The sequence below is a fragment of the Pseudomonas sp. Mn2068 genome, assembly GCF_049319725.1.
Lineage (GTDB): Bacteria > Pseudomonadota > Gammaproteobacteria > Pseudomonadales > Pseudomonadaceae > Aquipseudomonas > Aquipseudomonas gingeri.
In genome coordinates, this window is sequence record NZ_JBMOUG010000007.1 from 1 (window position 1) to 26046 (window position 26046).

The 26046-nt window shown below is 62.0% G+C and carries 28 protein-coding genes and 1 pseudogene; 10 read left to right on the plus strand and 19 right to left on the minus strand.

From position 1 onward, the window contains the following. From ACL9RJ_RS16970 to puuE, 8 genes are all read right to left on the minus strand, one after another. Positions 1-287, minus strand: a 287-nt coding sequence (locus ACL9RJ_RS16970; RefSeq protein WP_422765490.1) for an OprD family outer membrane porin, incomplete at its 3' end; no start/stop codon positions are given. A gap of 278 nt (positions 288-565) precedes the next feature. After that, the gene (locus ACL9RJ_RS16975; RefSeq protein WP_422765491.1) at positions 566-1351 is read right to left on the minus strand and encodes an outer membrane protein OmpK; all 786 of its coding nucleotides are present in this window, start codon (positions 1349-1351) and stop codon (positions 566-568) included. 371 nt (positions 1352-1722) lie between these two features. After that, a complete protein-coding gene (locus tag ACL9RJ_RS16980) occupies positions 1723-3078 on the minus strand; it encodes a nucleobase:cation symporter-2 family protein (RefSeq protein ID WP_017127697.1) in 1356 nt (451 codons plus the stop codon). Between the two features lie 131 nt (positions 3079-3209). After that, the gene (locus tag ACL9RJ_RS16985) at positions 3210-4535 is read right to left on the minus strand and encodes a urate hydroxylase PuuD (RefSeq protein ID WP_422765493.1); all 1326 of its coding nucleotides are present in this window, start codon (positions 4533-4535) and stop codon (positions 3210-3212) included. Positions 4536-4586: 51 nt separating this feature from the next. Next, positions 4587-5087, minus strand: a complete 501-nt coding sequence (locus tag ACL9RJ_RS16990) for an ureidoglycolate lyase (RefSeq protein ID WP_177086868.1) — start codon at positions 5085-5087, stop codon at positions 4587-4589. Between the two features lie 120 nt (positions 5088-5207). Continuing rightward, complete coding sequence (alc, locus tag ACL9RJ_RS16995) at positions 5208-6203, minus strand: allantoicase (protein ID WP_017129720.1); 996 nt, start codon at positions 6201-6203, stop codon at positions 5208-5210. Between the two features lie 78 nt (positions 6204-6281). After that, positions 6282-6797 carry a 2-oxo-4-hydroxy-4-carboxy-5-ureidoimidazoline decarboxylase gene (uraD, locus tag ACL9RJ_RS17000; RefSeq protein WP_177118201.1) on the minus strand — a complete coding sequence of 172 codons (516 nt, stop codon included), beginning with the start codon at positions 6795-6797 and terminating at the stop codon, positions 6282-6284. Beyond that, on the minus strand, positions 6794-7720 hold the full coding sequence (puuE, locus tag ACL9RJ_RS17005; RefSeq protein ID WP_017129718.1) for an allantoinase PuuE: 927 nt from the start codon (positions 7718-7720) through the stop codon (positions 6794-6796). The genes uraD and puuE overlap by 4 nt, the downstream gene beginning before the upstream one ends. Before the next feature lie 409 nt (positions 7721-8129). On the opposite strand from puuE, the gene uraH reads away from it, so the two are divergent. Next, positions 8130-8483 carry a hydroxyisourate hydrolase gene (gene uraH, locus ACL9RJ_RS17010; RefSeq protein WP_042937186.1) on the plus strand — a complete coding sequence of 118 codons (354 nt, stop codon included), beginning with the start codon at positions 8130-8132 and terminating at the stop codon, positions 8481-8483. 264 nt (positions 8484-8747) lie between these two features. Here uraH and ACL9RJ_RS17015 read toward each other — a convergent pair whose 3' ends face one another. The 3 genes from ACL9RJ_RS17015 to ACL9RJ_RS17025 all read right to left on the minus strand — a co-directional run bounded on the left by ACL9RJ_RS17015 (position 8748) and on the right by ACL9RJ_RS17025 (position 11487). After that, positions 8748-9374: a LysE family translocator gene (locus ACL9RJ_RS17015; protein ID WP_177118200.1), complete on the minus strand. Its 627-nt coding sequence runs from the start codon at positions 9372-9374 to the stop codon at positions 8748-8750. Between the two features lie 65 nt (positions 9375-9439). Beyond that, positions 9440-10789: a solute carrier family 23 protein gene (locus tag ACL9RJ_RS17020; protein WP_177086479.1), complete on the minus strand. Its 1350-nt coding sequence runs from the start codon at positions 10787-10789 to the stop codon at positions 9440-9442. Positions 10790-11046: 257 nt separating this feature from the next. Continuing rightward, the gene (locus tag ACL9RJ_RS17025; protein ID WP_042937185.1) at positions 11047-11487 is read right to left on the minus strand and encodes a MarR family winged helix-turn-helix transcriptional regulator; all 441 of its coding nucleotides are present in this window, start codon (positions 11485-11487) and stop codon (positions 11047-11049) included. Positions 11488-11570: 83 nt separating this feature from the next. Here ACL9RJ_RS17025 and ACL9RJ_RS17030 point away from each other — a divergent pair, with 83 nt between their 5' ends. The 3 genes from ACL9RJ_RS17030 (at position 11571) to ACL9RJ_RS17040 (ending at position 13872) form a co-directional block, all read left to right on the plus strand. Beyond that, positions 11571-12737, plus strand: a complete 1167-nt coding sequence (locus ACL9RJ_RS17030) for a PLP-dependent aminotransferase family protein (protein WP_422765494.1) — start codon at positions 11571-11573, stop codon at positions 12735-12737. Positions 12738-12747: 10 nt separating this feature from the next. After that, the gene (locus ACL9RJ_RS17035; RefSeq protein ID WP_017129712.1) at positions 12748-13350 is read left to right on the plus strand and encodes a glutathione S-transferase family protein; all 603 of its coding nucleotides are present in this window, start codon (positions 12748-12750) and stop codon (positions 13348-13350) included. Positions 13351-13476: 126 nt separating this feature from the next. Next, on the plus strand, positions 13477-13872 hold the full coding sequence (locus tag ACL9RJ_RS17040; RefSeq protein ID WP_178992318.1) for a lysozyme inhibitor LprI family protein: 396 nt from the start codon (positions 13477-13479) through the stop codon (positions 13870-13872). Between the two features lie 12 nt (positions 13873-13884). Here ACL9RJ_RS17040 and ACL9RJ_RS17045 read toward each other — a convergent pair whose 3' ends face one another. From ACL9RJ_RS17045 to ACL9RJ_RS17065, 5 genes are all read right to left on the minus strand, one after another. Continuing rightward, the gene (locus tag ACL9RJ_RS17045; RefSeq protein ID WP_017129710.1) at positions 13885-14256 is read right to left on the minus strand and encodes a glutathione S-transferase N-terminal domain-containing protein; all 372 of its coding nucleotides are present in this window, start codon (positions 14254-14256) and stop codon (positions 13885-13887) included. Between the two features lie 171 nt (positions 14257-14427). Further along, positions 14428-14973 (minus strand): GTP cyclohydrolase I FolE, encoded by a 546-nt coding sequence (gene folE, locus ACL9RJ_RS17050; protein WP_017129709.1) that lies wholly within the window; start codon positions 14971-14973, stop codon positions 14428-14430. A 79-nt stretch (positions 14974-15052) separates the two neighbouring features. Further along, the gene (locus ACL9RJ_RS17055; RefSeq protein ID WP_017129708.1) at positions 15053-15610 is read right to left on the minus strand and encodes a Smr/MutS family protein; all 558 of its coding nucleotides are present in this window, start codon (positions 15608-15610) and stop codon (positions 15053-15055) included. A 77-nt stretch (positions 15611-15687) separates the two neighbouring features. After that, positions 15688-16008 carry a hypothetical protein gene (locus ACL9RJ_RS17060; protein WP_017129707.1) on the minus strand — a complete coding sequence of 107 codons (321 nt, stop codon included), beginning with the start codon at positions 16006-16008 and terminating at the stop codon, positions 15688-15690. 139 nt (positions 16009-16147) lie between these two features. Next, on the minus strand, positions 16148-16738 hold the full coding sequence (locus tag ACL9RJ_RS17065) for a cysteine hydrolase family protein (protein ID WP_177086485.1): 591 nt from the start codon (positions 16736-16738) through the stop codon (positions 16148-16150). A 219-nt stretch (positions 16739-16957) separates the two neighbouring features. Here ACL9RJ_RS17065 and prmB point away from each other — a divergent pair, with 219 nt between their 5' ends. Further along, the gene (gene prmB, locus ACL9RJ_RS17070; RefSeq protein WP_017129705.1) at positions 16958-17866 is read left to right on the plus strand and encodes a 50S ribosomal protein L3 N(5)-glutamine methyltransferase; all 909 of its coding nucleotides are present in this window, start codon (positions 16958-16960) and stop codon (positions 17864-17866) included. A gap of 130 nt (positions 17867-17996) precedes the next feature. On the opposite strand, the gene ACL9RJ_RS17075 is transcribed toward prmB, so the two are convergent. Together ACL9RJ_RS17075 and ACL9RJ_RS17080 are read right to left on the minus strand one after the other, a co-directional pair. Beyond that, complete coding sequence (locus ACL9RJ_RS17075) at positions 17997-18788, minus strand: hypothetical protein (protein WP_017129704.1); 792 nt, start codon at positions 18786-18788, stop codon at positions 17997-17999. 99 nt (positions 18789-18887) lie between these two features. Then, complete coding sequence (locus ACL9RJ_RS17080) at positions 18888-19889, minus strand: alpha/beta hydrolase (RefSeq protein WP_177116376.1); 1002 nt, start codon at positions 19887-19889, stop codon at positions 18888-18890. Positions 19890-19971: 82 nt separating this feature from the next. Here ACL9RJ_RS17080 and aroC point away from each other — a divergent pair, with 82 nt between their 5' ends. The 4 genes and pseudogenes from aroC to ACL9RJ_RS17100 all read left to right on the plus strand — a co-directional run. After that, positions 19972-21063, plus strand: coding sequence for a chorismate synthase (gene aroC / locus ACL9RJ_RS17085; protein WP_017129702.1), 1092 nt, complete (start codon positions 19972-19974; stop codon positions 21061-21063). Continuing rightward, positions 21063-22217 carry an MFS transporter gene (locus tag ACL9RJ_RS17090; protein WP_017129701.1) on the plus strand — a complete coding sequence of 385 codons (1155 nt, stop codon included), beginning with the start codon at positions 21063-21065 and terminating at the stop codon, positions 22215-22217. Before aroC ends, ACL9RJ_RS17090 begins: the two co-directional genes overlap by 1 nt. A 25-nt stretch (positions 22218-22242) precedes the next feature. Further along, on the plus strand, positions 22243-22788 hold the full coding sequence (locus ACL9RJ_RS17095; protein ID WP_017129700.1) for a 1,2-dihydroxy-3-keto-5-methylthiopentene dioxygenase: 546 nt from the start codon (positions 22243-22245) through the stop codon (positions 22786-22788). Positions 22789-23205: 417 nt separating this feature from the next. Further along, positions 23206-23385, plus strand: a pseudogene (locus tag ACL9RJ_RS17100) (response regulator transcription factor); the annotation flags it as partial. Positions 23386-23486: 101 nt separating this feature from the next. On the opposite strand, the gene ACL9RJ_RS17105 reads toward ACL9RJ_RS17100, so the two are convergent. Further along, on the minus strand, positions 23487-23759 hold the full coding sequence (locus ACL9RJ_RS17105) for a DUF3509 domain-containing protein (protein ID WP_017129698.1): 273 nt from the start codon (positions 23757-23759) through the stop codon (positions 23487-23489). 380 nt (positions 23760-24139) lie between these two features. Between ACL9RJ_RS17105 and ACL9RJ_RS17110 the strand changes: the two genes are divergently transcribed. After that, positions 24140-25978, plus strand: a complete 1839-nt coding sequence (locus tag ACL9RJ_RS17110) for a long-chain-acyl-CoA synthetase (RefSeq protein WP_042937179.1) — start codon at positions 24140-24142, stop codon at positions 25976-25978. Positions 25979-26046 lie beyond the last annotated feature (68 nt).

Here is a 26046-nt window from a genome sequence, read left to right on the forward strand (position 1 = left end):
CCGCCGTCGAGCTTCTGGGAAAAGCTGCCGAGCACGTCGAGGCCGAAGCCGACCGTGCCCTGGGTGAAGCCGGATTTCGCATCGAGGATGAAGTTCTGCGTCCATTCCTCGGCCTTGCCCTGGGGATAGGCGGGGTTGGTGAAATTGCGATTGAAGTAGGCGTTGCGCAGGTTCAGGTTGGCGACGGCGTCATCGACGAAACCGTCGGCGGTGGCCAGGGAAGGTAGCGTGAGCGTGAGGCTTGCGGTGCCGAACAGCACCAGCGAACGAGAGGGACGATTCATCATGAACAGGCAGCTCCAGGGTTTTTATTGTTATTAGTGTTATACGTTGTCGTACAACATTGGCCGGATTATCGACAGCGAAAAAGCGCTTTGTCAACGCTCTGGCAGGCTGGGAACATGGCCGAGCCCGATGGAAAATCGGCTTGTTCAATGAGATAGGGGCTTGAAGGCTCGTTCTAGAGCTTCCGGACGCTGGAGGAGAGAAAGGCGATTTTTTTCAAGGTTGTGTGATGACGCGAGGCAACCGTCAAACAGGGAGCCCGCCGGGCTCCCGTTTCTCGTCAGAAGTGGTATTTGACCAGCAGGCTCGCGGTGTCCTGGTTGGTCTTGAAGGCGCCGGAGTCTTCGATGCCGTACTTGTTCTTCCAGTAGTCGTACTCGATACCGACGTACAACTGCTTCTCGCTCCAGTGCAGGGCCTTGCCGAGGTCGTACTTGATCTGCGGGTTGAAGTGCAGGTTGGCGTGGTAGGTGCCGCGCGCGGTCTTGTCGTTGTTGACCACCCAGTCCATGAAGCCGTCGATCAGCACATTGGAGTCGCCCACGGGGATGGTGTAGGACCAGACCGGAGTGATCTGCCAGACGTTGTCGCCGGGACGGTTGCCTTCGGTCTGGCGCTGGTAGAAGTTCAACTGGAAGTAGTCGAAGCCGGGGATCGCCAGGTCGAAACCCGGACCCACCAGGTAGGACTCGTTGTCGCCTTCGCCGAACTCATAGGTCAGGGCCAGCAGGACGTCCTTGATCGGGCCGAACTCGAGCTTCTGGTCGAGGATCTTGCCGAACGACAGGCGCGGGCTGAACTCGCCGTAGTAGGTGTCCGGGCCGACATTGCCGTCTTCCTTGCCGTTGTAGAAGATCCGGTCGACGAACAGGAAGTTGTCGCCGTATTTCCAGGCGTCGGCATGTTCGAAGGTCACGGTCTGCTGAATCTGCGGATTGACCGTGAAGTTCTTGCCCCACAGGTAAGTCAGGCTGTTGTTTTGCCATTGCAGCAGGTCACCGGCCATGGCCTGTCCCGCGCCCAGCAGTGTTCCCGCGAGCATCAGGCTCGTGCAAGTACGTTTCATCTGGTTGCTCCCAAAGTGAAATGATTCGACGGTGGTGTCGTTCGGCGCTCTGGTGTGGCGCCTTTGTTCATTGCGGTAAAACTATTCAATCGGTCAGCTTCCTTGCTGTTGGCAAGTGCTGCGCCAAGGCCGGAAAAACGCCAAAGCACACCCGTCCGACTGTTCGGGAACAATCGGCCTGATGGTGTTTCAGGGGGCCTCGAAGCTGCCAGTAACCGGGGTAGGTTGGTCAGGTGGTCAGCTTTTCAATCCGGTCTTTTTCAGACCGCAAGCGAGCGGGCGCGCAGGATACAGAGGCACGTCCACTGTCTCAAGTGCTCCGCGAGGGAGCCTGGCCGGCAGCGATGACGCCTGCTGCCGGAGCCTGTCAGTCAGTGCTGGTGCGCGTGCCCGCTGAGGGCGGCCCGTCCGGCGCCGCCGAGTACATTGAACAGCAGGTTCAGGGACACCGCGCTGAGGGTCGCCATGGCAATCCCGCTGTGGGTGATGGGCCCCATCCACAACGGCAGGTGGGCGAAGAACTCCGGGCGGACCACGGGGATCAGGCCCATGCCGATGCTCACCGCCACCAGCAACTGGTTGCGGCGGTCGGAGATGTCGGCTTCCTGGAGGATCCTGATCCCGGTCGCGGCCACCATGCCGAACATCGCGATGGCCGCGCCGCCGAGTACCGCCGGTGGGATCGAGGCGACCAGGAACGCCGCCTTGGGCAGCAGGCTGAGGATGATCAGGAAGCCGCCGGCGACCATGGTCACCGAACGGCAGCGCACGCCGGTCATCTGCACCAGGCCGATGTTCTGGGCGAACGAGGAGTGGGTGAAGGTGTTGAAGAAACCGGCCAGGAACGAGGCGCCGGCATCGCACAGCAGACCGCGGCGCAGCATGCGCGGGGTGACTTCCTGGCCGGTGATCTTGCCCAGCGCGAGGAACATGCCGGTGGACTCGACAAAAATGATTACCACCACCAGGCACATGGAGAGGATCGGTGCGAGGTGGAATTGCGGCATGCCGAAATGCAGCGGCGTCACCACTTTCACCCAGGGGGCCTGGGCCAGGCCGGCGAGGTCGACCATGCCGATGGCGCCGGACAGCACATAGCCCAGCGCCATGCCGATCAGCACCGAGATATTGACCCAGAAACCGCGCATGAAGCGATTGATCAGCAGGATGGTCGCCAGCACCAGGGCGGCGACGCCGAGGTAGATCGGCGAGCCGAACTGCGCCGCGGCATTGCCGCCGCCGGCCCAGTTCACCGCGACCGGGAACAGCGAAAGGCCGATGGCGGTGATCACGGTACCGGTGACCAGGGGCGGGAAGAACCGCACCACCCTGGACATGAAGGGTGCGATGAGCATGCCGAAGAAACCGGCGGCAATGGTGGCGCCGAAGATCCCGGTCATGCCGATACCGGGCATGCCGGCCATGGCCACCATGCTGCCGACGGCGGCGAAGCTGGCGCCCATCATCACCGGCATGCGGATGCCCAGGGGGCCGATGCCGAAGGATTGCACCACGGTGGCGATACCGGCCACCAGCAGGTCGGCGTTGATCAGAAAGGCGATTTCTTCACGACTCAGGCCTGCGGCCTGTCCGATGATCAGCGGCACCGCGACGGCTCCGCCATACATCAGCAGGACGTGTTGCAGACCCACGAGGATCAGTTGCAACAGGGGCAGACGTTGAATAGCGGGTGCGGCGGGGATGCGCGGTTCGGATGACTCGGACATGCAACACCTCGGATTTTTTTTGTTCTTGTGGTTTTAGCGCTGTGTGGTTGCGGACAGCGTTTTTGAATCGGTTACAGCCTTGTGGCGAGCGGGCAAGCCCACTCGCCACAAGCAAGCTCGCCACATCGGCTTCAGTTGGTACGTGCCCCCTGGTTGATCCAGGCGCCAATCAGGTCACGTTCCTGCTGGGTCATCTGGGTGATATTGCCCAGGGGCATGATCTGGCTCGCGACGGCCTGGGCCTGGATCCGCGGGGCCAGTTGCTGGATCTGTTGTGGGGTGTCGAACATCACCCCGGCCGGGGCGGTGCTGAACAGCGGGCTGGTGGGCCTGGCCGAATGACACACCGCACAACGTTCCTGGATCACACTGTGGACCTTGTCGAAGGCGATATCGCCGGCCGCGCTGTTCGCCGCTTGTGCCGGTGCCGGCGCGGCAGGTGTCGACGGAGCGCCCGCTTCAGCCACCGGTGCCGGCTTGAGGCCACCGCCGAGGGCGGTTTCCGGCAGCGGCTGGTACTCGATCTTCGCCGGTGCCTTGGCCACCTGCGGTGCGCCGGGGTTCGAGGCGGGCCCGGTGACATAGGCCAGGCAGATCATGCCCAGCGCCGCGACCGGCAAGGTCCAGGCGAACCTGTGGCTGTCGTGGCGGGTGTTGAAGTAGTGCCGTACCAGTACCGCCAGTACCGCGATCCCGGCCAGGATCAACCAGTTGTACTGGCTGCCGTAGGTGCTCGGGAAATGGTTGCTGATCATGATGAACAGCACCGGCAGGGTGAAGTAGTTGTTGTGCCGTGAGCGCAGCAGGCCCTTGGCCGGCAGCGCCGGGTCCGGTGTGCGGTTCTCGGCGATCGCCGCCACCAGGGCGCGCTGGGCCGGCATGATGATGCGGAAGACGTTGCCGACCATGATGGTGCCGATGATCGCGCCGACGTGCAGGTACGCCCCGCGTCCGCTGAACACCTTGCTGAAACCGTAGGCCGCGGCGATCAGCAGGACGAACAGGATGAAGCCGAGCAGGGCCGGGTGCTTGCCCAGGGCCGAGTCACAGAGGAAGTCGTAGACGAACCAGCCGGCGATCAACGCGCCGATGCCGATGGCGACGCCTTCGGGACCGCTCAGGCCGCTGCCGGGGGCCACGAGGTAGAGCACGGGATTGGAGTAGAACACCACGCAGAGCAGGGCGATCCCCGACATCCAGGTGAAGTAGGCTTCCCATTTGAACCAGTGCAGGTTGTCCGGCATGGTCGGTGGGGCCAGCTTGTATTTTTCCAGGTGGTAGATGCCGCCGCCATGGATGGCCCAGAGGTCGCCGGCCAGGCCGTCCCTGGGGTTGGCCCGGTTGAGGTTGTTCTCCAGCCAGACGAAGTAGAACGACGCGCCGATCCAGGCGACGCCGGTGATCATGTGAACCCAGCGCACGCTCAGGTTCAGCCATTCCAACAGATGTGCTTCCACAGTCTTTACCTCTCGCCTGTCACTCTTTTTCGGGAGTGATCAGACCTTCTCTTATTGGTGGGCGAGGATCAGGTACTCATCCTCTTTGAAGAAATGCTCATCGCAGTTATTGCCACTGCCACTGCGATCAACCACCAGGAAGTCATCCCGCTTTTCGATCGTCAGCACCGGGTGGTGCCAGACGCCGCGATGGTAATTGATGCCCTGCCTGCCATTGCTGACGAAGGCGCGGACCAGACCTGATACAGGTGCATCGCCAAGTGGCGCGACCACGATCAGAAAGGGGTTGCCGAGCAGCGGGATGAAAGCCTGGCTGCCCAGCGGATGGCGTTCGAGCATGCGGATGGTCAGCGGCATGTCCAGCGCGTCGGCGCGGAAAATGCTGATGATCGCCTTGTCGTCGGGCGTCGCGGTTTCTACCGTGGCCAGACGATGGAAGCGCTGGGTCGAACCGTTGTTGATCATGAAGTGATCGCTGCCGTCGGTTTCGATCACGTCACCGAAAGGGGCGAAGGCTTCTTTGCTCAGGGGTTCGATCATCAGTGTGCGCATGGCTGTCTTCTTATCCGAATTCTGTGTTGTTTGTTCTATCGTCATCGCGGGCAGGCCCGCTCCCACATTTGCAACGCGTTCTGCTGTGGGAGCCGGCTTGCCTGCGATCGGGGTCATCGCTTACCTGGCGACCTTGCCGAGGACTCGCAGACGGCTCACGCCACCATCGGGGAACACGTTCAGGCGGATATGGGTGATCGGTCCCAGGGCCTTGATCTGTTCGGCGAAGGTGTGTTCGGCGTGCATTTCCAGTTTCTGGCTCGGCAGCAGTTCGCGCCAGAACAGGCTCTGGGTCTCGATCTGGCTGTCGGTGCCGCCCTTGACGAAGGCTGCCTGGATCGAGCAGCTGTCGGGGTAGTTGCCCTTGAAGTGCAAGGTGTCGACGATGATCTTCTCGATCTCGCCCGGATGGCCCAGGGCAACGATCACCCAGTCATTGCCCGGGGTACGACGACGGGCGGTTTCCCAGCCGTCGCCCATGTTGATGCCACGGCCCGGGTTGAGGATGTTGCTCATGCGTCCGAAGTGCTCGTCGGAGCAGGCCAGGGCACGACCGCCGTTGAGGGCGGCGGCGAGGTCGATCTGTTCGTTGTCGCCCACGGCCGACCAGTCGCGGTAGGGGATGCCGTAGACCCGCAGGCGGGCCACGCCGCCGTCCGGGTAGATATTGAAACGCAGGTGGCTGAAGGCCTGGTCGTTGCCGATTTCATGGTAGTGGTGACTGTTGCCTTGCAGCTCGACGGCGGACAGCACTTCGACCCACTGGGTGTTGTCGTCCGGTTCGCCTTCGGCGAGGAAGCAGGCTTCCAGCGAGGCCGACGGCGGGTAGTTGCCGGTGAAGAATGAGGTGTCGATGTCCACGCCCTTGATCGAACCGGGCACGCCCAGGCGGATCACAGCGCTGTCGTAGCCTTCGAAGCGCTTGCGGCGCGATTCCCAGCCGTCCATCCACTTGCCGTTGTCATCGAACACGCCTTCCTTCCAGACAGCCGGGGTCGGCTGGAACAGGCGGTTGGCGTCGGCGAACCAGTCGTCGGTGACGGAAATGATCTTGGTACCCAGGCGTGCGTCGGCCAGGTTGACGAATTTCTCGAAAGGTACGGCGTAAGCTTTCATTCTTCTTGTCTGCCTTTGAATAAGTGGCTGGGGATGCTCGCAGGGCCCTGGGCACCTTCGGTGCTCGGGCCAAGGTCGCTATAGGGTCAGTAAACGGAACAGGGCGATCTTGTTGATCTCCGCCAGGGCGCACCTGAACTCGGTGTCCACCGGGTTGTGGATGCGTGTTTCGAACGCGGCGAGGATCTGATGCCGGTTGCTGCCTTTTACCGCCATGATGAAGGGAAACTTGAACCTGGCCTTGTAGGCCTCGTTCAGCTCGGTGAAGCGCTGGAACTCTTCGGCCGTGCATTGGTGAATACCGGCGCCAGCCTGTTCATGGGTGCTGGCTTCGGTAAGCTGGCCCTGGACGGCGGCTTTGCCTGCCAGGTCCGGGTGGGCGTTGATCAGTGCCAACTGGCTGGCGTGATCGGCGCTCAACAGGATGTCGCTCATGCGCCGGTGCAGGGTTTCGATCTGGTCGATACCGCTGTCCTGGCCGAGGTCGAAGGCCTTTTCGGCGACCCATGGCGAATGTTCGTAGATATCGGCGAAGGCCTCGATAAAGGCCGCGCGGCTCAGGGTCGATGGCTTGAGGGTCTGGAAAGCACTCATTGCACCGGCTCCTGGTACGGATGGGTGGTGTGCCAGTGGCGGGCGATATCGACCCGGCGCGTGAACCAGACCTGGTCGAAGCCCTTCACGTATTCGATGAAGCGCCGCAGCGAGGCCAGGCGTGCCGGACGCCCGATCAATCGGCAGTGCAGGCCGATGGAAAGCATTTTCGGCGCCTCGGCGCCTTCGGCGTAGAGCACGTCGAAGGCGTCCTTGAGGTACTGGTAGAAATCGTCGCCCTGGTTGAAACCCTGGACCTGGGTGAAGCGCATGTCGTTGGTGTCGAGGGTGTACGGAATCACCAGGTGCGGCTTGCCGGTCGGGTTGTTCGGTTCCCAGTAGGGCAGGTCATCGTCGTAGGTGTCCGAGTCATAGAGGAAACCGCCTTCTTCCATCACCAGCCTGCGGGTGTTCGGCCCGGTACGGCCGGTGTACCAGCCCAGCGGCCGCTCGCCGCTGACTTCGGTGAGGATGCGGATGGCTTCGAGCATATGCTCGCGTTCCTGCGCCTCGTCCATGTACTGGTAGTCGATCCAGCGGTAGCCGTGGCTGCAGATCTCGTGGCCGGCCTCGACCATGGCGCGGATGACGTCCGGGTGACGCTGGGCGGCCATGGCCACGGCAAAGATCGTCAGCGGGATGTCGAAGGTCTTGAACAGCTTGAGGATCCGCCAGACGCCGGCACGGCTGCCATACTCGTAGAGCGACTCCATGCTCATGTTGCGTTCGCCCTGCAGCGGTTGCGCCGCGACCATCTCCGAGAGGAAGGATTCGGACTCCTTGTCGCCGTGCAGGATGTTGCGCTCGCCGCCTTCTTCGTAGTTGAGCACGAAGGACAAGGCGATACGGGCATTGCCCGGCCAATGGGGGTGAGGAGGGTTACTGCCGTAACCGATCAGGTCGCGTGGATAGTCAGCGCTCACTGCAGTCTTCCTTCTTGTTCGTGGTGACGATTGCGTGGCGTCCCGTCAGACCGGGTGGCGTCACAGCGATGGAACGATTGTATACAACTTTATATTCACTTTGTAAGCCCGTTTTTTTCCATTTCTGCCAGAAAAAGCCTGTTCGATTCGCTGCAAGAAATCTGCCTGATCGGTCAGCTAATGGATGAAAGGTCTTCTATCCATGGGCTTTCTGCCAAGATTAGCAGTGTTCGAAAAGGGCGCTGAAAAGTGCAAAATTTATTGTGTACAATTTTTATTAAAAATGTCTTAATCATTTTATCGCCACACGCCCGGGGCTTTCCCGCGCCGTGCGGCATCTCCTTTATCCACTGACTCCGGGAGGCGCGAGGCCCGGTCTGCCAGCAGGGCAGGCGGGCACGCAGAAGCAATGGGACGTTTGACTACGCATGTTTTGGATGCCGCACATGGCTGCCCCGGCAGTTCGATCAAGGTCGAGCTGTATCGGGTCGAGGGCGCACGGCTGGAACGGGTCGCCAGCACCCTGACCAACAGCGACGGACGCTGCGATGCACCGCTGCTGCAGGGGGACGATTACCGTTCCGGGGTCTATCAGTTGCAGTTTCATGCCGGTGACTACTATCGGGCCCGTGGCGTGACGCTGCCGGAGCCGGCCTTTCTCGACGTGGTGGTGCTGCGCTTCGGCATCAGCGCCGAGCAGGAGCACTATCACGTCCCCTTGTTGATATCGCCCTACAGTTATTCGACCTACCGAGGAAGTTAGATCCCCCAAGGCGCTGCACAACTTCTTTGGTCACCTTGCCCGCGCACACTGCGGGCTTTTTTATGTCTTGCCGAATGATCGTGTCCCTGCGCCGCGTGGCAACGACCGATCAATGTTCTCCGGGGGGGGGCTGTGTCGCCAGTCCCGGCCCTTTCGCGGGCAAGCCCGCTCCCACAAGTGTGGCGCCAGGCACCTGTTCTGTGTGCATCGCGAACCTGTGGGAGCGGGCTTGCCCGCGAAGAGGCCGGTATCGCCCGCATCCATCTAACGGCTCAACAACGACGCCGCTCCCGCCCCGCTGAACAACCCGGCACTGATCCGGTTGAACCAGCTCTGCCCCTTGCCGCTGCGCAGATAACGCGCCGCGCCATGGGCACCGAGGCCGTAGGTCAGCTTGCAGAGCAGGTCGAGCAGGGTCCAGGTGACGATCATCACCAGCAACTGGCCGAGAAAGGGTTCATCGGCCTTGAGAAACTGTGGCAGGAACGCGGCAAAGAACAGGATGTCCTTGGGATTGCTCGCGCCCAGTACGAAAGCGCGCCCGAACAGGGCACGAAAGCGTGGCGCCGGCGCGATTTCGGGCACATTCGCCGCCTGTGCGGGCTGGCGCGACTGCTGCCAGCTCTGCCAGGCGAGATGGAACAGGTACAGGGCCCCGACGATCTTCAGGGCGCTGAACAGCTGTTCCGAGGCCAGCAGCAACGCCCCGAGACCCAGGGCCGAGGCGCTCAGCAGGCAGATCGAGGCGCTGACACCACCGAGAAAGGCCGGGTATGAACGACGCAATCCATAGTTCAGGCTGTTGCTGATCATCAGCAGCGACAGCGGCCCAGGGATAAGAATCACCACCAGGGCGGCGGCGCTGAACAACAACCAGGTTTCCAGACTCATCGGGTTTCTCCCTCATGTACAAAAGCCCCGCCGAAGCGGGGCTGGCTACTACCGCCCGGGTCTTCCTAGAGGAAGATGAACTTGGCGATAAAAATGGCGCACAGCACCCACAGGCTGACGGAAATATCCTTGAACTTGCCGGTCCCGGCCTTCAGCGCCACGTAGGTGATAAATCCCAGGGCGATTCCGTCGGCGACCGAAAAAGTCAGCGGCATCATGATCGCGGTGACGATCGCCGGAATGCTGTCCGTCGCGTCGTCCCACTCGATATGCGCCATGCCGCTCATCATCAGCATGGCCACGTAAATCAATGCACCCGCGGTCGCGTAGGCAGGGATCATGCCAGCCAGCGGGGCAAAGAACATGGCCGCTACAAACAGTATGCCTACAGTAACAGCGGTCAGACCAGTCCGACCACCAGCGGCAACGCCGGCAGCACTTTCCACATAGCTGGTGACGGGCGGAACACCGACTACCGCACCGAAGACGCTGGAGACGCTGTCGGCTTTCATCGCCCGCGACAGGTTCTCGATACGACCGTCCGCATTGACCAGGCCGGCGCGCTGGGCGACCCCCATCAGGGTGCCGGCGGTATCGAACATATGGACGAAGAGAAAGGCCAGTACCACGCTGATCATGCTGACGTTGAACACGCCGGCCAGGTCCATGGCCATCCACGTCGGGGCCAGGCTTGGCGGGGTGGAGAAGATGCCGTGGTATTCCACCAGGCCCAGGCCCCAGCCTGCGAGGGTGACGGTGATGATGCTGATCAGGATGGAGCCGAAGACCCGGTGGTAGCTGAGGATCGCGATCATCAGGAAGCAGATGGCGGCCAGCAGCGGGCCGGGCTCATGCAGGGCGCCGAGCCTGATCAGGGTGGCGGGGCTGGCGACGACGATCCCGGCGGTTTTCAGGCCGATGACGCCGAGGAACAGGCCGACGCCGGCGCCCATCGCATGGCGCAGGCTGACCGGAATGCTGTTGAGCAGCCACTCGCGGATGCGCGACAGGGTCAGGGCCATGAACAGCACGCCGGAGATAAAGACCGCGCCGAGGGCGGTTTCCCAGTGGTAACCCATGGTGCCGACCACGGTATAGGTGAAGAAGGCGTTCAGCCCCATGCCCGGGGCCAGGCCTACCGGCCAGTTGGCGTAGAGCCCCATCAACAGGCAGCCGAGGGCGGCGGCGATGCAGGTGGCGACAAAGGCCGCACCGTGGTCGATGCCGGCGTCGGCCATGATGTTGGGGTTGACGAAGATGATGTAGGCCATGGTGATGAAGGTGGTCACACCGGCAATCAGTTCGGTTTTCACCGTGGTGCCATGCAGCCTCAGTTTGAACAGACGTTCGAGCAGGCCAGTGCTCGACGGCGGCGAGAGATCCAGCGTGGGGGCTTCGGATTTGCGGCTTTCCACAGCGAGTACTCCTCAAGAGTTTTATTGTTATTTCCAGAGCCGGACACGTGATCGTGGGCAGCGGCTCTTTGAGGCAGTACGGGTTTTGTTGACCGATAGGTCAAGAACTCGCACGAAGCGAATTATGCTTTTGTATACAAATAAAGCAAATAATGTTTTTGTTTTTGTGTGCGATGGATTGCGCGGACGCGCTATATAGCCAGGCGTCGATCGTTCCCACGCTGCAGCGTGGGAGGCGATCAAACAAGGGGAGGGGATCAGGTCGGGCGGCTGTCGCCCAGGGCCCGGTTGACCGCCATCCAGCCATCCACGGCGGCTTCGCCGGCCTGGGCAAAGGCCTTCTGCAGCAACTTGACCTGCTCGCGGCGCAACGATTCTTCCAGGCTGATCCCATCGGCGGTCAGGCACAGCAGACGCTTGCGCTTGTCCGTGGGGGACGCAACGCTTTGCACCAGGTCCATTTCGGTCAACTGGCGCAGCGGCATGTTCAGCGCCTGTTTGCTCACCCCCAGTTGCCCCAGCAGTTCCTTGACGCTGAGGTCCGGGTAGCGCGCGATGAAAAACACGATCCGTTGGTGTACCCGGCTCAAGCCACGGCGTTCGAGCATTTCGTCGGCCTTGGCGGTGAATGCCTGGTAGCCGAAGAAGAACGCTTCCATGGCGTCTTGTTGGGTATTGGAATTTTTAAGGTCAAGCATATTGACGTATTGGCTCGCGGCGTCGTAATTTCGGTCAAGTAGTTTGACGTATTTGTCTCTCACTTTGCTACCGGTGACTCTTTATGGCCTTCTCCGAACGTGTTACGCGCCTCAAAAGCTCCCTGATCCGTGAAATCCTCGCCGCCGCCCAGCGTCCCGAAGTGATGTCGTTCGCCGGTGGGCTGCCGGCCGAGGCGATGCTGCCGAAGCTGGATTGGGATGGCATGCCGGTGACCATGGGGCAGTACGGCATGAGTGAGGGTGAGCCGGCCTTGCGTGAGGCACTGGCGGCCGAGGCGCGGGCGCTGGGGATCAACTGCCAGGCCAGCCAGGTGCTGGTGGTCAGCGGTTCCCAGCAGACCCTCGACCTGGTGGCGAAGCTGCATATCGACAAGGGCACCGAGATCTTCATGGAAGCGCCGACCTATCTGGCGGCCTTGCAGATCTTCCAGTTGTTCGGTGCCGATTGCCTGGGCATTCCCCAGGAGCAGGACGGTCCGGACCTGCTGCAACTACGGGTCCGCCTGGAAAAGCATCGGCCGGCGTTTATCTACCTGATCCCGACGTTCCAGAATCCGTCCGCCGTCTGCTACAGCGAAGCCAAGCGTGCCGGTGTCGCGGCATTGCTGGACGAATTCGGCGTGACCCTGATCGAAGACGAGCCCTATCGCGAACTCAGCTACGATGGCGTCGACGCCGTGCCCATCGCCGGCCGCCTGCGGCGGGCGAGCTGGGTCTACACCGGCACCGTGTCCAAGACCCTGGCCCCGGGCCTGCGTGTCGGTTACCTGATCGCCAGCCCGGACCTGTTTGCGCACCTGCTCAAACTCAAGCAGTCGGCGGACTTGCACAGTAATCGCGTCGGGCAATGGCAGGCGCTGCAATGGATCGGCACGGAAAAGTATCGCCGGCACCTGCTGGAGTTGCGTGACTTCTATCGGGTCCGACGGGATGCCTTTGCCCTGGCCCTGGAAAAACACTTCGCCGACCTCGCCGACTGGCAGGTGCCCCAGGGCGGATTGTTCTTCTGGCTGACCCTCAGGCAACCCCTGGACACCCGCACCTTGCTCGACGCCGCGCTGGCCCGGGATGTCGCCTTTATGCCCGGCGAACCTTTTTTTGCCGAACCGGAGCGTAATCCGGGTAATCTTCGTCTTAATTTCAGTCATATCGCGCCGGAGCGCCTGGACGAAGGTCTCAGGCGCCTGGCCGCTGTCGTACGTCATGCACAGGCCGCACAAGCGGCTTAAGGGGAGGGCCATGTACAAGGTTTATGGCGATTACCAGTCGGGCAATTGCTACAAGATCAAACTGATGCTGCACCTGCTGGGGCAGGAGTATCGCTGGCACCCGGTGGACATCCTCAAGGGTGACACCGAGACGCCGGAATTCCTGGCGATGAACCCCAACGGCAAGGTGCCGGTACTGGAGCTGGAAGACGGCACCTGCCTGTGGGAGTCCAATGCGATTCTCAACTTCCTCGCCGATGGCAGCGAGTTCCTGCCTACCGAGCCGCGCTTGCGCACCCAGGTGCTGCAGTGGCAGTTTTTCGAGCAGTACAGTCATGAGCCCTATATCGCGGTGGCACGCTTCATCGAGTTCTACCTGGGCTTGCCGGAGGAGCGCCGGGAGGAATACCTCAAGTTGCAGAAGCGCGGGCACAAGGCATTGAAGGTGATGGAGAAGCAGCTTCAGCACACCCCGTACCTGGTGGGCGAGCATTATTCGATCGCCGACATCGCCTTGTACGCCTATACCCATGTCGCCCACCAGGGGGGCTTCGACCTGAGTCTCTATCCGGGTATCCAGGCCTGGTTGCAACGGGTGGCCAGTCATCCGAAGCATGTCGGGATGCTGGATTGACCGGCAAATCCGGAAACACTTAAACCGGCCCCAGGGCCGGTTTATTTTTGCCGGCGCAGGCACTTTTGTCGCTGCCGAGGTCCTATCGGAAACCTGATTGCCTATCCACTGAACGGGGTGTCGTCCATGAAGTATCCAGTCGTAGCGTTTTTGACTTTCGGTCTGTTGGGCCTGGCCGCCGGGGCACAGGCGGCCGACGATTGCGATGCCAACCAGGCGTCGATGAACGAGTGTGCGGGCAAGACATTCAAGAAGGCCGACGACGACCTGAACAAGTACTACAAGATCCAGATGGACTATCTGAAGACCCCGGCGTCCAGGGATGCGCTCAAGGATGCCCAGCGCAAGTGGCTGGCCTTCCGTGATGCCGACTGCCTGTATCAGACCGGGAAGCCGGCGGATGGCGGTTCGATGTGGCCGATGGTCAACCTGCAGTGCAAGACCGCGTTGACCCAGCAGCGCGCGGCGCAGTTGAAGGCCTACGCCGAGTGTCGGAGCGAATACGATCAGTGCCCGAACTGACGGGCACCGACCTCAGGCGGCGGAAAAGCGCTTGTCCAGGTAGTCGATGATCACCTTGGACTCGTACATCCAGGTGGTCTGGCCGTTTTCTTCGATACGCAGGCACGGCACCTTGATCTTGCCGCCCTGTTCGAGCAGGGTCTGGCGATCCTGTTCGTTGTTCTTCGCGTCCCGCAGTGCCACCGGCAGGTTCAGGCGACGGAGGGTGCGGCGGGTCTTCACGCAGAACGGGCAGGCGTGGAACTGATACAGGGTCAGGTTGCGGGCGGCGGCGTCGACCTTGGCCTGGTCCGCAGCGGGGCGCTGCTGCTTGCGTGGGCGGGTGAGGAAATCGATGAAGATGATCAGTTGGCCGAGGCCGACTCGAAGTGCTTTGACGAACACGGTATAGCCTCGCGGGCGGAGAAAGAAGAGGGAAGCTTGTCTGAGAGGGCTTTGGGTCATGTGGGAGCGGACTTGGTCTGGGCGGCACCCCGACGAACAGGGCCCTGGGGCCGCCAAAAGCCTAGCGGGCAAGCCCGCTCCCACACAAAGGCATCGATCTCGGACAATCCTTTACTTGATCAGCGCCAGGAACTCGCTGCGGGTCGCGGCGTTTTCACGGAACTCACCGAGCATCACCGAGGTGATCATCGACGAGTTCTGCTTTTCCACGCCGCGCATCATCATGCACATGTGCTTGGCTTCGATCACCACGGCCACGCCCAGGGCGCCGGTCACCTGCTGGACCGCATCGGCGATCTGGCGGCTCAGGTTTTCCTGGATCTGCAGGCGTCGGGCATACATGTCGACGATCCGCGCGACCTTCGACAGGCCCAGTACCTTGCCGCTCGGGATATAGGCGACATGAGCCTTGCCGATGAACGGCAGCAGGTGGTGTTCGCACAGCGAGTAGAGCTCGATGTCCTTGACCAGCACCATTTCGCTGTTGTCGGAACTGAACAAGGCACCGTTGGTGACTTCTTCCAGGGTCTGTTCATAACCGCGGCAAAGGTACTGCATGGCTTTGGCGGCGCGCTTGGGCGTGTCCAGCAGGCCCTCGCGGGAGACGTCCTCGCCGAGTTGGCCGAGAATCGCCGTATAGTTTTGTTCCAGGGACATGAAGCTACCTGTGGGAGTCTGCGCAAAGGAGCAAGGATACGGCGGCTGGCAGCCGCCTGCAAATTCGATGACAGTCCGGTTACTCGTCGCGACCTTCCATCATGGTGCGCTTGAGCATCACATACACCGCGCCGGCGCCACCATGCTTCGGCTGGCAGGAGGTGAAACCGAGCACCTGGGCATGCTGGCGCAGCCAGGTGTTGACGTGGCTCTTGATCATCGGGCGCTTGCCGTCCAGGCGCACGGCCTTGCCATGGGTGACGCGCACGCAGCGGATTTCGAATTTCGTCGCTTCGGCCAGGAACGCCCAGAGGGTTTCCCGGGCCTTCTCCACGCTCATGCCGTGCAGGTCGAGGCTGCCTTCGAAAGGAATCTGTGCGGCCTTGAGCTTGCGCATCTGGCTTTCCTGCACGCCGTCACGGGACCAGTGCAGGTCGTCCTCGGGGCCGACATCGATGACGAACTGGTCGGACAGGCCGTCCACCGTGGTGGATTCGCTGCGCACTGTCGCCGCCTGGCGTAGCTTGGCCAGTTGCGCGCGGTCGGATTTGGGTTTGCCGGTATCGGCACGATCGTGCTTGATCGGCTTTACACCGCGGATTTCGCTTTTGAACAGGGAAAAATCGTCGTCTTGCATGTCAGTCTCCGCAGGAACCGCCAGTTTACCCAAGTCGCACGGCTCAAGTCACAGGCAGATTCCCCGGAAGGCAGGTGTCAGTCGTGCTTTTTCATCAGGTGCGGCGCCATGTTGAGCGCCTGGTTGCGGCGTGTCCGGCGACGGCTGCGCCGCCAGAGCCAGACACCGCAGTACAGCACCAGCAGGCCCACCACCAGGATGACCGCCGAACCGGTGGTGGTAGCGTTCAGGTCGCCCATGGCCGGGGCGTGTCCCAACAGGCTGGCGGCACCGGCCATGGCCAGCAGCACCCCGAAGGTTGCCAACAGCGCCGCGAAACCGGCGCCCAAGCGCGAACGCCAGTTGCTCTGGCCCTTGGGGCGCAGTCGGCGAGCGTCAAAACCATCGGATATCTTCATTCCGATTTCCTCTATGAGTATCGGCCCTTCGACCGGGAGATGGTCGGCTTGTTCCTGACGCGGTTGGGAAATCGGCAAATGGCGGGTGGTTCGGCACCTGTAACGGATGGGCGGTCGCGAGGACGACCCATCCTCGGGCTCAGATCAGGTCTCGGGTCAAAGCCAGGGTGGCGAAGTTGTCGGCCATGATCGCCATTTCAGTGCGCTGGACCTGCTCGGCACTGATGATCTCGCCCTTGTAGGGCAGGTCGCGGGTGGCACAGGCGTCTTCCACCAGGGTGCAGCGAAAGCCCAGGTTCTTGGCGGCGCGGACGGTGGTGCTGACGCTGGAGTGGCTCATGAAGCCGCAGACGATCAGGTCCAGCGAGCCGAGTTCCTGCAGGTGTTTCTCCAGGCCGGTGCCGTGGAAGGCGCTCGGCAGCAGCTTGCCGATCAGGGTTTCGTCACCCTGGGGCTCGAGGCCGGGAATGAATTCGCCGCGTTCGCCCTGCGGGTCGAACAACCCGCCGACGGTGCCCAGGTGACGGATATGCACGATCGGCCGGCCGGCCGCACGGGCGGCAGCGACCAACTGCTTGATGTTGTCGACGGCAGCCTGCATGCCGGACAGCGCGAGCGGGCCGCTGAGGTATTCTTTCTGGGCATCGATGATCAACAGGCTGGCATGGTTCAGATTGGCTGCTGCATAACCACGGCCGCTGAGTTGAAACATCGTCTTTGGAACGGACATTCTGGGGCTCCTTTGAGTGGGGCTTTTGCCGCATTGTCCTCCGGCTGAGCGCGTATGTGAATCGCTACCCGCGCAGGCGGCGTGGTTACTGGCCTGTAGCCGTGTCAAGGGGTGTTTGCCGGAGGTCGAAAAGCCACGCCATGATGTCTTTTTGCCTTGTTTCCACCCGACGTCCGTTTGGCTGTTAGAATCGCCCGTCGTTTTTTCAGGAGTCTACCCGTGATCACTTCCCGCCTGCGCACCCTGCGCGACCACATCCGTTGGGCTGTCAGCCGTTTCCATGGCGCGGATCTGTTTTTCGGTCATGGTACCGACAACGCCTGGGACGAGGCACGCCAACTGGTGCTGGGCGCGTTGCACCTGCCCTGGGAAATCGCCGACAGCTATCTGGACTGCCGCCTGGAGGACGACGAGCTGACGCATCTGCAGCATCTGCTCAAGCGTCGTATCGAGGATCGGGTGCCGACCGCCTATCTGCTGGGCGAAGCCTGGTTCTGCGGGTTGTCGTTCATCGTCGACGAGCGCGTGCTGATCCCGCGTTCGCCGATCGGCGAGCTGATCGAAAGCCGCTTCGCTCCCTGGTTGGGCGCGGAGCCGGCGCGAATCCTCGATCTGTGCACGGGCTCGGGTTGCATCGGCATTGCCTGTGCCTACGAGTTCCAGCAGGCGGAAGTGGTGTTGGCCGACCTGTCTTTCGAAGCGCTGGAAGTGGCGAACCAGAACATCGAGCGCCACGGCGTCGATGAGCGGGTGTTCACGGTCCAGGGCGATGGCTTCGACGGCCTGCCGGGACAGCGCTTCGACCTGATCGTGTCCAACCCGCCCTATGTCGATGCCGAGGATTTCGCCGACATGCCGGACGAATACCAGCATGAGCCGGAGCTGGGCCTGGCCTGCGGTGAGGATGGTTTGAACCTGGTGCGGCGGATGCTCGCCGAAGCGGCGGATCACCTGACCGAGAAAGGTCTGCTGATCGTCGAGGTGGGCAACAGCCAGGTCCACGTCGAAGCCTTGTACCCGGAAGTGGATTTTGCCTGGCTGGACTTCGAACGCGGTGGGCACGGGGTGTTCATGCTGACGGCGCCACAGTGCCGCGAGCACCAGGCGTTGTTCGCCTCGCGGGTCTGATCGCCAGGCACTTTGTGCGGGCCGGCTTGCCGACGATAGCGGTGCGTCAGGCGCCGCTTATCCGATTGCATGAGCGCCTGTGGCGGATCGCCGGCAAGCCGGCTCCCACAGGTTTGTCAGGAAAATCCGTCTAGCGGTGCGTGGCGATCCAGATCAACAGCCCGGCCTGGAACATCGCGAAGGCCACCAGGCAAGTGATGGTGAAACGCAGCCCGCTGTCCTCGCGCTTGAACTTGCTGACCCGCTCTTCCTGCTGGCGCAGCTTCACTTCCTGCTCCATCAGGTTCTGTTCGGCATTCTGCAGCATCTGCGCGGCTTCGAGGATTTCCACGAACTGCAGTTTCTCGGTGTTCCACTGGGCCAGCAGTTCGCCGACCTGCAGGTCCTTGTAGCTGCCCTTGAGGTGCTGGGGATCGGCGTAGACCACGTCGAAGCCCTGGACCCGCAGGAAGTGATCGCGGCGCAGGCGGGTGTCTTCGTTCAGGGCGTCCTTGTTCTGCAAGGCCGCGCCATCGACGCGGTAGTGCGACCATTTCTTCTGTGCCCAGATCGCGGCCTGGGCCACGAGGAAACGACCGATACCACGGTTCCACGGTTCCACCTGCAAGCCGCCTTCGGGACCGAAATGCACGCGCTTGGTGGTGTGGTCGACCCACATGTCCAGATGATTCTGTTCCTTGCGTACCCGTTGCGCCGGCAACTGGATATTCATGCGCAGCAGGCTGCGTTCCTTGTTGTTGCGCTCGGCATAGCCGAACTGGACAAACCGCAGCGGCCGCCCACCGGTGGCCCGGTCGGTGGTCAACGGCGCCAGGCGCAACATCTTGAAGTGCTCGGGCTGCACATCCGCCCACGGCAGATCCACCGGCGCGGGTTCGGCGGCTGCGGCGTTGCTTTCGGGTGACGCTTGGGTATCAGTCATTCGGCGAGATCCTGTCCGTGTCCAGCTTGCCGGCAACAATATCGATACCGGCAATGGCCTTATCGGCCGTTTCTGTCAGGACTGGAGCGCAAAATCATCTCAATGGCGAGCAAGTCCGTCGATAAAGGCGGTAATCCGTCCTTCCAGTTCGGCGGCCAGGGGCTGTTGCGGGGCATTGTAGGAAGCCAGCTGGCGCTGGATGTCCCTGGGCACGATGCGCAGGACGTGATTCATGCCGTCGACCAGGACAAGCTGGGCATCCGGCTTGGCCTTCTTCAGGTCCTGTGCGTCGGCGATGCTGACCTGGATATCATTGCGCCCCTGGATGATCAGGGCCGGCATTTTCAACTGGCCGAAGGCCGCCGCCGGATCCTGGCGGAACAGGCTGATCAGGTAGGGCTGCACACTGGGGCGGAAGATCGGCTCCAGCGGCGGTGGGATATCGTTGTCCGGACGCCCGGCCTTGAGGCTGTCGAGCAGTTCGTTGCTGCGCAGCATCAGCGCCGGCGGCAAGCGGTTGGCCAGTTGCTGGCGGATCACCTGGTCCACCGGGCGGCCGCTGCCGGACAGGGAAATGACCCCGGCCGCCTCCAGCTTCGGCGCGGCGAGGGTGGCGATCAGCGCGCCTTCGCTGTGGCCGAGCAGGACCAGCGGCCCCAGGCGCGGGTCGGCCTTGAGCTTCTCGCCCCAGGCCACCGCATCGGCGACGTAGCTTTCGACGCTCAGGTTGCGTTCATCGGGGGCGGCGGCCAGGCTCGCGGCCACGCCGCGCTTGTCGTAGCGCACGCTGGCGATATTGTGCTTGGCCAGCAGCCACGCCAGGCGCTTGAGGCTGTCGTTGCGCCCGCCGTCCGGATTGTTGCCATCGCGGTCGGTGGGGCCGGAGCCGGCCACGATCAGCACGACCGGCACGGGCGTGGCGGACTGCGGCAGCAGCAGCGAGCCGAACAGTTCGCCGCTGCCGGTGTCGAGGTTGATCGGTCGTTGCAGGATCACGCCGGCCTGGGTGAAACCGCTGAACAGGGTCAGGGTAAGGAGCAAAACACGTAGCATCATCACGCCATTATGGACAAGGTGTCGGTTGGACTCGCAACCGCCGATAAGGTTCGAGGATGAACTACTTGGACAGCCTGCGTATACTGGGCCGCTCGGTTATCTAGATCTGATTCGCGGAGCACCCTGCATGTCCGGCAATACCTACGGCAAGCTGTTCACTGTCACCACCGCTGGCGAAAGCCATGGCCCGGCGTTGGTCGCCATTGTCGACGGCTGCCCGCCGGGCCTGGAGCTGTCCCTGGAAGACCTGCAGCGTGATCTCGACCGCCGCAAGCCCGGCACCAGCCGGCACACCACCCAGCGCCAGGAAGCCGACGAAGTGGAGATCCTCTCGGGGGTCTTCGAAGGGCGCACCACCGGCTGCGCCATCGGCCTGCTGATCCGCAATACCGACCAGAAGTCCAAGGACTACTCGGCGATCAAGGACCTGTTCCGCCCGGCCCATGCCGACTACACCTACCATCACAAGTACGGTGAGCGCGACTACCGTGGCGGCGGCCGCAGTTCGGCCCGGGAAACCGCGATGCGCGTGGCGGCCGGTGCCATCGCGAAGAAATTCCTGGCGAGCCAGGGCATTGTCGTTCGTGGCTACATGAGCCAGCTGGGGCCGATCGAAATCCCGTTCAAGACCTGGGAGTCGGTGGAGCAGAACGCCTTTTTCAGCCCCGACCCGGACAAGGTGCCTGAGCTGGAAGCCTACATGGACCAGTTGCGTCGCGACCAGGATTCGGTCGGCGCGAAGATCACCGTGGTCGCCGAAGGGGTGATGCCGGGCCTGGGCGAGCCGATCTTCGACCGTCTCGACGCCGAGCTGGCGCATGCGCTGATGAGCATCAACGCGGTCAAGGGCGTGGAAATCGGCGCCGGTTTCGCCTGCGTGGCCCAGCGCGGTACCGAGCATCGCGACGAACTGACGCCGCAAGGTTTCCTCAGCAACAACGCGGGCGGCATTCTCGGCGGGATTTCCTCCGGACAGCCGATTGTCGCGCACCTGGCGCTCAAGCCGACCTCGAGTATCACCACGCCGGGGCGCTCCATCGATATCCATGGCAATCCGGTGGATGTGATCACCAAGGGGCGCCACGACCCGTGCGTCGGCATCCGTGCCACGCCGATCGCCGAAGCGATGATGGCGATTGTGCTGATGGATCACCTGCTGCGTCACCGCGGGCAGAATGCGGATGTGCGCGTGAGCACCCCGGTACTGGGCCAGCTGTAATGTCGGGAGCGCCGCTCCCTTACTGGCGGCTGTCCGGTTTCTACCTGTTCTACTTTGCCCTGCTGGGGGCGACGGCGCCGTTCCTGGCGCTGTACTTCCACCACCTGGGCTTTGCCCCGGCGCGGATTGGCGAACTGGTGGCAATCCCCATGCTGATGCGCTGCGTGGCGCCGAACATCTGGGGCTGGCTGGGTGACTACACCGGTCGGCGCCTGGTGATCGTGCGCTTCGGCGCGATCTGCACCCTGCTGGCGTTCTCACTGATCTTCTTCGACAAAAGCTACGCCTGGCTGGCGCTGGTGATGGCCCTGCACGCGTTCTTCTGGCATGCGGTACTGCCGCAGTTCGAAGTCATCACCCTGGCGCACCTGCAAGGCCAGGCCGCGCGCTACAGTCAGATCCGCCTGTGGGGCTCGATCGGTTTCATTCTTGCCGTGGTGGCGCTCGGGCGGCTGTTCGAATGGTTGAGCCTGGATATCTATCCGGTGGCCATTGTGGTGATCATGAGCGGTATCGTCCTGAGCAGCGCCTGGGTGCCCAATGCCCAGCCGGTGAGCCAGGCCAACCGGCCGGCGGGCGAAGGCTTTCTCAGGCAGTTGCGCAGTCCGGGGGTACTGGCCTTCTATGGCTGTGTCGCGCTGATGCAGATGAGCCACGGCCCTTATTACACCTTCCTGACCCTGCACCTCGACAATCTCGGCTACAGCCGTGGCCTGATCGGCCTGCTCTGGGCCCTGGGGGTAGTGGCGGAGGTCCTGATGTTCCTGGCCATGAGCCGGATTCTCACGCGTTTCTCCGTGCGCCGGGTGCTGCTGGCCAGTTTTCTCCTGGCCGCCTTGCGCTGGCTGCTGCTGGGGTCGTTCGCCGAGCACCTGTGGGTATTGTTGTTCGCCCAGCTGTTGCACGCCGCGACCTTCGGCAGCTTCCACGCCTCGGCCATCCATTTCGTGCAACGCAGCTTCGGTGCGCGCCAGCAAGGGCAGGGCCAGGCGCTGTACGCCGCCCTGTCCGGCACCGGTGGAGCCCTGGGCGCCTTGTACGCCGGCTACAGCTGGAATGCCCTGGGACCGACCCTGACGTTCAGTATCGCAAGCCTGGCGGCCCTGGCCGCCGCGATTATCATTGCCACACGCATGCAAGAGGATCGGCCCTGAGCCCGAACCGAGGAAAGAGAGCCCCATGAGCAGCCTGTCCGTTTACCCCGTTGCCACTCCGGATCTTCCCAACAAGGTCCTGACCCATGTCGACGACATTGCCTCGACCCTGGCGGAACACGGTGTCCGTTTCGAGCGCCTGCCAGCCACGACGCCCGTTCGCGCGGGTGCCGGTCACGAGGAGGTGCTGGCCGCCTACCGCGGGCAGATCGACCAGTTGATGAGCGAGCGCGGTAGCGTGAGCGTCGAGGTCATCAGCCTCGACGGCGACCATCCGCAGTCTGCCGAGCTGTGCGCGGCAGGCTTCGCTGAACAGCAGCACGCGGCCAGCGAAGTGCGCTTCTTCGTCGCCGGCCGTGGTTTGCTCAGCCTGCATATCGGCGACTATGTCTATGCCGTGTTGTGTGAGAGGAACGATCTGGTTTCGCTGCCGGCCGGTACACGTCACTGGTTCGACATGGGGGAGAACCCGCGTTGCGTGGTTATTCGCCTGTTCGACAAGTCTGAAGGACGAGTGGTCAGTTTTACCGGTGAAGATATCGCCAGTCACTTCCCGCGTCTTGACGACTGAATCTACAGGGAACCGACATTAAACAAGTGATGGCCGGCAGGAACGATTAAAGCTTGAGTCAGAGTTGCATGTTTCAAGTTGTAGGACGTTACCTATTGAAATGTCGGCCATCCCTGTTTGTGTTTGTAGTTGGTTGTTAAATCCCGCTTCTGTGTAACTCTCTGTTTTTTGATGGTTGTTCATTTGTTGCCGGAGAGACCTGGCGGCAGCCGTGCGACTTATTGAAATTCACAGGGAGAAACAGACATGAGCATTCCCAAGATGCTGAGTGCCGGGGGCGGCCCCGCGCCCAGGCACCGGTCGGTCGACATTGTGGATTTGGGGGAGCCGCTTAAACAGGATGTTGTCCAGGTGGTACTCCTGCCGGGTTTGAGCAAGCCCAGGAGAAACCGTCTCTCCAAGGCCAAGAACCTCAGCGAGAAGGAACTGGAAGTACTCAGGTGGGCGAGGGCGGGCAAGACGGTCTGGGAAATCAGCGTGATCCGCAACGTGTCGGAAGCCACCGTGAAGTTTCACTTGCGCAACATCTATCACAAGCTGGGGGTGAGCAATCGCGCGCACGCGGTTGGCGAGGCGGTTAATCGTGGCCTGGTTTAGGGGGAGTGTGCGGGGGGATAAGGGAGTGAGCCACGGGCGGCAAGTCGGAGCGGTGGGTTCCGTCCCTGTTCGCGACCCGCGGCTGGATGTCTGCCGTGGTTTCAGTGATAGGTTGGCAGGGCAAAGCGATTCTGGCTCTGCAGCAGGGAAATCGACGGCAGTTCGCTGGCCTCGCCGGCAAGATCGCGACGAATCGCGCTAATCACCCAGGTCAGTTGTTCCGCGGTATGCAACTGGGCGTAGGAAATCGAGCGTTTGACCTGCTTGCCATCGCTGCCACGCAGCGTCAGCAACACACCACCATCAGGACGCGGTTGGGTGGTTACTTCGTAGTTGGAGAACACAGAAGAGAATTTTTCCTGGATCAGGTTCATGTCGATCAGCTCCGTCAGCTCATGAATGGCTAGGCATGGAGTGATAGGTGCAGCGATTGTGCCAGCATTGGTGTTTTAAAAAATCGATATAAATCAATGATTTAAGTTTTGTTGAACTTCAAGGGATCGTGCAAATTGCAAGAATAGCCATCGTGCATCCTGCATTTTGCCCATTGGTCGCCGAGGCGTGCGGCAGTCGCGATCGAGGATACAAAACTTTTCAAAACCTTCGTGTACAGCCTCGCGCGGGGTGACGTATTTTTCGCGGTGAGGCGGGCCTCAAGGAACTGCCGAAGCCCTGCGGCTGTGACAAGGAATGTTGGCGAGGTTGTCCTCCCAGGCGACGTTCGCTCGATAATAATAAAGACAGGATGCGACCCATGAACGTTCGAACAGACGACGTGATTACCTGGGGCATGATGCTCCGCAAGCTGCCCACCGTTGCCAAAGCCCTGCCGCGGGTGATCCGCGGGCTCAAGCTGTCCAATGTGAAGAAACCCGACCAGCCTTGCGGGCTCGGCTGGAGTTTCGAGCAGGCCGTTGCGCGCAACCCGTCGGGGCCGGCACTGCTGTACGGCAACCGTAGCCTCAGTTATCAACAGGCCAATCAATGGGCCAATCGTATCGCCCACTACCTGATCGCACAGGGCATCGGCAAGGGCGATGTGCTGGGGATCCTCATCGAGAACCGTATCGAACTGCTGGTGACGGTGCTGGCGGTGGCCAAGGTCGGTGGCGTCTGCGCGATGCTCAATACCTCGCAGACGCAGAGCGCCCTGGTCCACAGCATTACCCTGGTCTCGCCAGTGGCGATGGTGGTCGGTTCGGAACTGCTGGAGGCCTATTCGGCGGTGCGCGAGCAGGTGGCGATCGACCCGGCGCGGCATTACTTCGTGGCGGACCAGGACACCGCCGCCGACCCCGGCGAGGCACCCGCGGGCTGGAACAACCTGATGGCCGCTAGCGTCGGCGCGTCCGATGCCAATCCGGCCAGCAGCCAGCAGATCTTCAGCAATGACCCGTGTTTCTACATCTACACCTCCGGCACCACCGGCCTGCCCAAGGCGGGGATTTTCCGCCACGGTCGCTGGATGAAGACCTATGCCAGTTTTGGCCTGATCGCCCTCGACATGGGGCCGCAGGACGTCATCTATTGCACGCTGCCGCTGTACCACGCCACGGGCCTGTGCGTGTGCTGGGGCTCGGCGATTGCCGGGGCGTCGGGGTTCGCCTTCCGGCGCAAGTTCAGCGCCAGCCAGTTCTGGGACGAGGCCCGGCGCTTCAATGCCACGACCCTGGGTTATGTCGGCGAGTTGTGCCGCTACCTGCTCGACCAGCCGCCCAGCCCCGGCGATGCGCACAACAAGGTCAGCAAGATGATTGGCAACGGCTTGCGACCCGGCGTCTGGCGCGAGTTCAAGCAGCGCTTCGGCATCGATCACATCAGTGAGTTCTATGCTGCAAGCGATGGCAATATCGGTTTTACCAACGCGCTCAATTTCAACAACACCATCGGTTTTTCCCTGATGTCCTGGGCTCTGGTGGAATACGCCCCGGATTGCGGCACGCCGTTGCGCGATGCCGATGGTTTCATGCGCAAGGTGCCCAAGGGCGGCCAGGGCCTGCTGCTGGCCAGGATCGATGACAAGGCGCCGCTGGACGGCTACACCGAGTCGGCCAAGACCCAGAAGGTCGTGCTGTGCGATGTGTTCGAAAAAGGCGACCGCTATTTCAATACCGGCGACCTGTTGCGCGATATCGGCTTCGGTCACGCCCAGTTCGTCGATCGCCTGGGGGATTCCTATCGCTGGAAGGGCGAAAACGTCTCCACCACCGAAGTGGAGAACATCCTGCTGCAACATCCGCATATCGCCGAAGTGGTGGCCTACGGGGTGGAAATCAGCAATACCAACGGGCGTGCCGGCATGGCCGCGATCACCCCCGCCGAGTCACTGGCGACCCTGGATTTCACCGAGCTGCTGAATTTTGCCCGGGAGCAGATGCCACCCTACGCGGTGCCGTTGTTCCTGCGGGTGAAGCTGAAGATGGAAACCACCGGAACCTTCAAGTACCAGAAGGGCCGGCTCAGGGACGAGGCGTTCGACCCCGGGAAAGTCGGCGAGGATCCGATCTATGCCTGGTTGCCCGGCTCGGAAACCTACGTGCAGGTGACGGGACAGGTCCATGAGGATATTCATGCCGGCAAGTTCCGTTATTGATTCTGTCTATGGAAATGCTTGAAAAATAAGGCATGACAAGGAAACTCAGGCTCGGGAAACTGACTCCA

Coding starts and splice junctions, on each gene's coding strand:
- ACL9RJ_RS17075 (WP_017129704.1), bottom strand. CDS start 18,788: ATGACTGATACCCAAGCGTCACCCGAAAGCAACGCCGCAGCCGCCGAA.
- ACL9RJ_RS16990 (WP_177086868.1), bottom strand. CDS start 5,087: ATGCGCACACTGATGATCGAACCCCTGAGCAAAGAAGCCTTCGCCCCT.
- ACL9RJ_RS17055 (WP_017129708.1), bottom strand. CDS start 15,610: ATGCAAGACGACGATTTTTCCCTGTTCAAAAGCGAAATCCGCGGTGTA.
- ACL9RJ_RS17035 (WP_017129712.1), top strand. CDS start 12,748: ATGTACAAGGTTTATGGCGATTACCAGTCGGGCAATTGCTACAAGATC.
- ACL9RJ_RS17060 (WP_017129707.1), bottom strand. CDS start 16,008: ATGAAGATATCCGATGGTTTTGACGCTCGCCGACTGCGCCCCAAGGGC.
- ACL9RJ_RS16980 (WP_017127697.1), bottom strand. CDS start 3,078: ATGTCCGAGTCATCCGAACCGCGCATCCCCGCCGCACCCGCTATTCAA.
- ACL9RJ_RS17105 (WP_017129698.1), bottom strand. CDS start 23,759: ATGAACCTGATCCAGGAAAAATTCTCTTCTGTGTTCTCCAACTACGAA.
- folE (WP_017129709.1), bottom strand. CDS start 14,973: ATGTCCCTGGAACAAAACTATACGGCGATTCTCGGCCAACTCGGCGAG.
- ACL9RJ_RS17095 (WP_017129700.1), top strand. CDS start 22,243: ATGAGCAGCCTGTCCGTTTACCCCGTTGCCACTCCGGATCTTCCCAAC.
- ACL9RJ_RS17030 (WP_422765494.1), top strand. CDS start 11,571: ATGGCCTTCTCCGAACGTGTTACGCGCCTCAAAAGCTCCCTGATCCGT.
- uraH (WP_042937186.1), top strand. CDS start 8,130: ATGGGACGTTTGACTACGCATGTTTTGGATGCCGCACATGGCTGCCCC.
- ACL9RJ_RS17110 (WP_042937179.1), top strand. CDS start 24,140: ATGAACGTTCGAACAGACGACGTGATTACCTGGGGCATGATGCTCCGC.
- ACL9RJ_RS17025 (WP_042937185.1), bottom strand. CDS start 11,487: ATGCTTGACCTTAAAAATTCCAATACCCAACAAGACGCCATGGAAGCG.
- ACL9RJ_RS17040 (WP_178992318.1), top strand. CDS start 13,477: ATGAAGTATCCAGTCGTAGCGTTTTTGACTTTCGGTCTGTTGGGCCTG.
- ACL9RJ_RS16975 (WP_422765491.1), bottom strand. CDS start 1,351: ATGAAACGTACTTGCACGAGCCTGATGCTCGCGGGAACACTGCTGGGC.
- alc (WP_017129720.1), bottom strand. CDS start 6,203: ATGAAAGCTTACGCCGTACCTTTCGAGAAATTCGTCAACCTGGCCGAC.
- ACL9RJ_RS17015 (WP_177118200.1), bottom strand. CDS start 9,374: ATGAGTCTGGAAACCTGGTTGTTGTTCAGCGCCGCCGCCCTGGTGGTG.
- aroC (WP_017129702.1), top strand. CDS start 19,972: ATGTCCGGCAATACCTACGGCAAGCTGTTCACTGTCACCACCGCTGGC.
- uraD (WP_177118201.1), bottom strand. CDS start 6,797: ATGAGTGCTTTCCAGACCCTCAAGCCATCGACCCTGAGCCGCGCGGCC.
- ACL9RJ_RS17065 (WP_177086485.1), bottom strand. CDS start 16,738: ATGTCCGTTCCAAAGACGATGTTTCAACTCAGCGGCCGTGGTTATGCA.
- ACL9RJ_RS17090 (WP_017129701.1), top strand. CDS start 21,063: ATGTCGGGAGCGCCGCTCCCTTACTGGCGGCTGTCCGGTTTCTACCTG.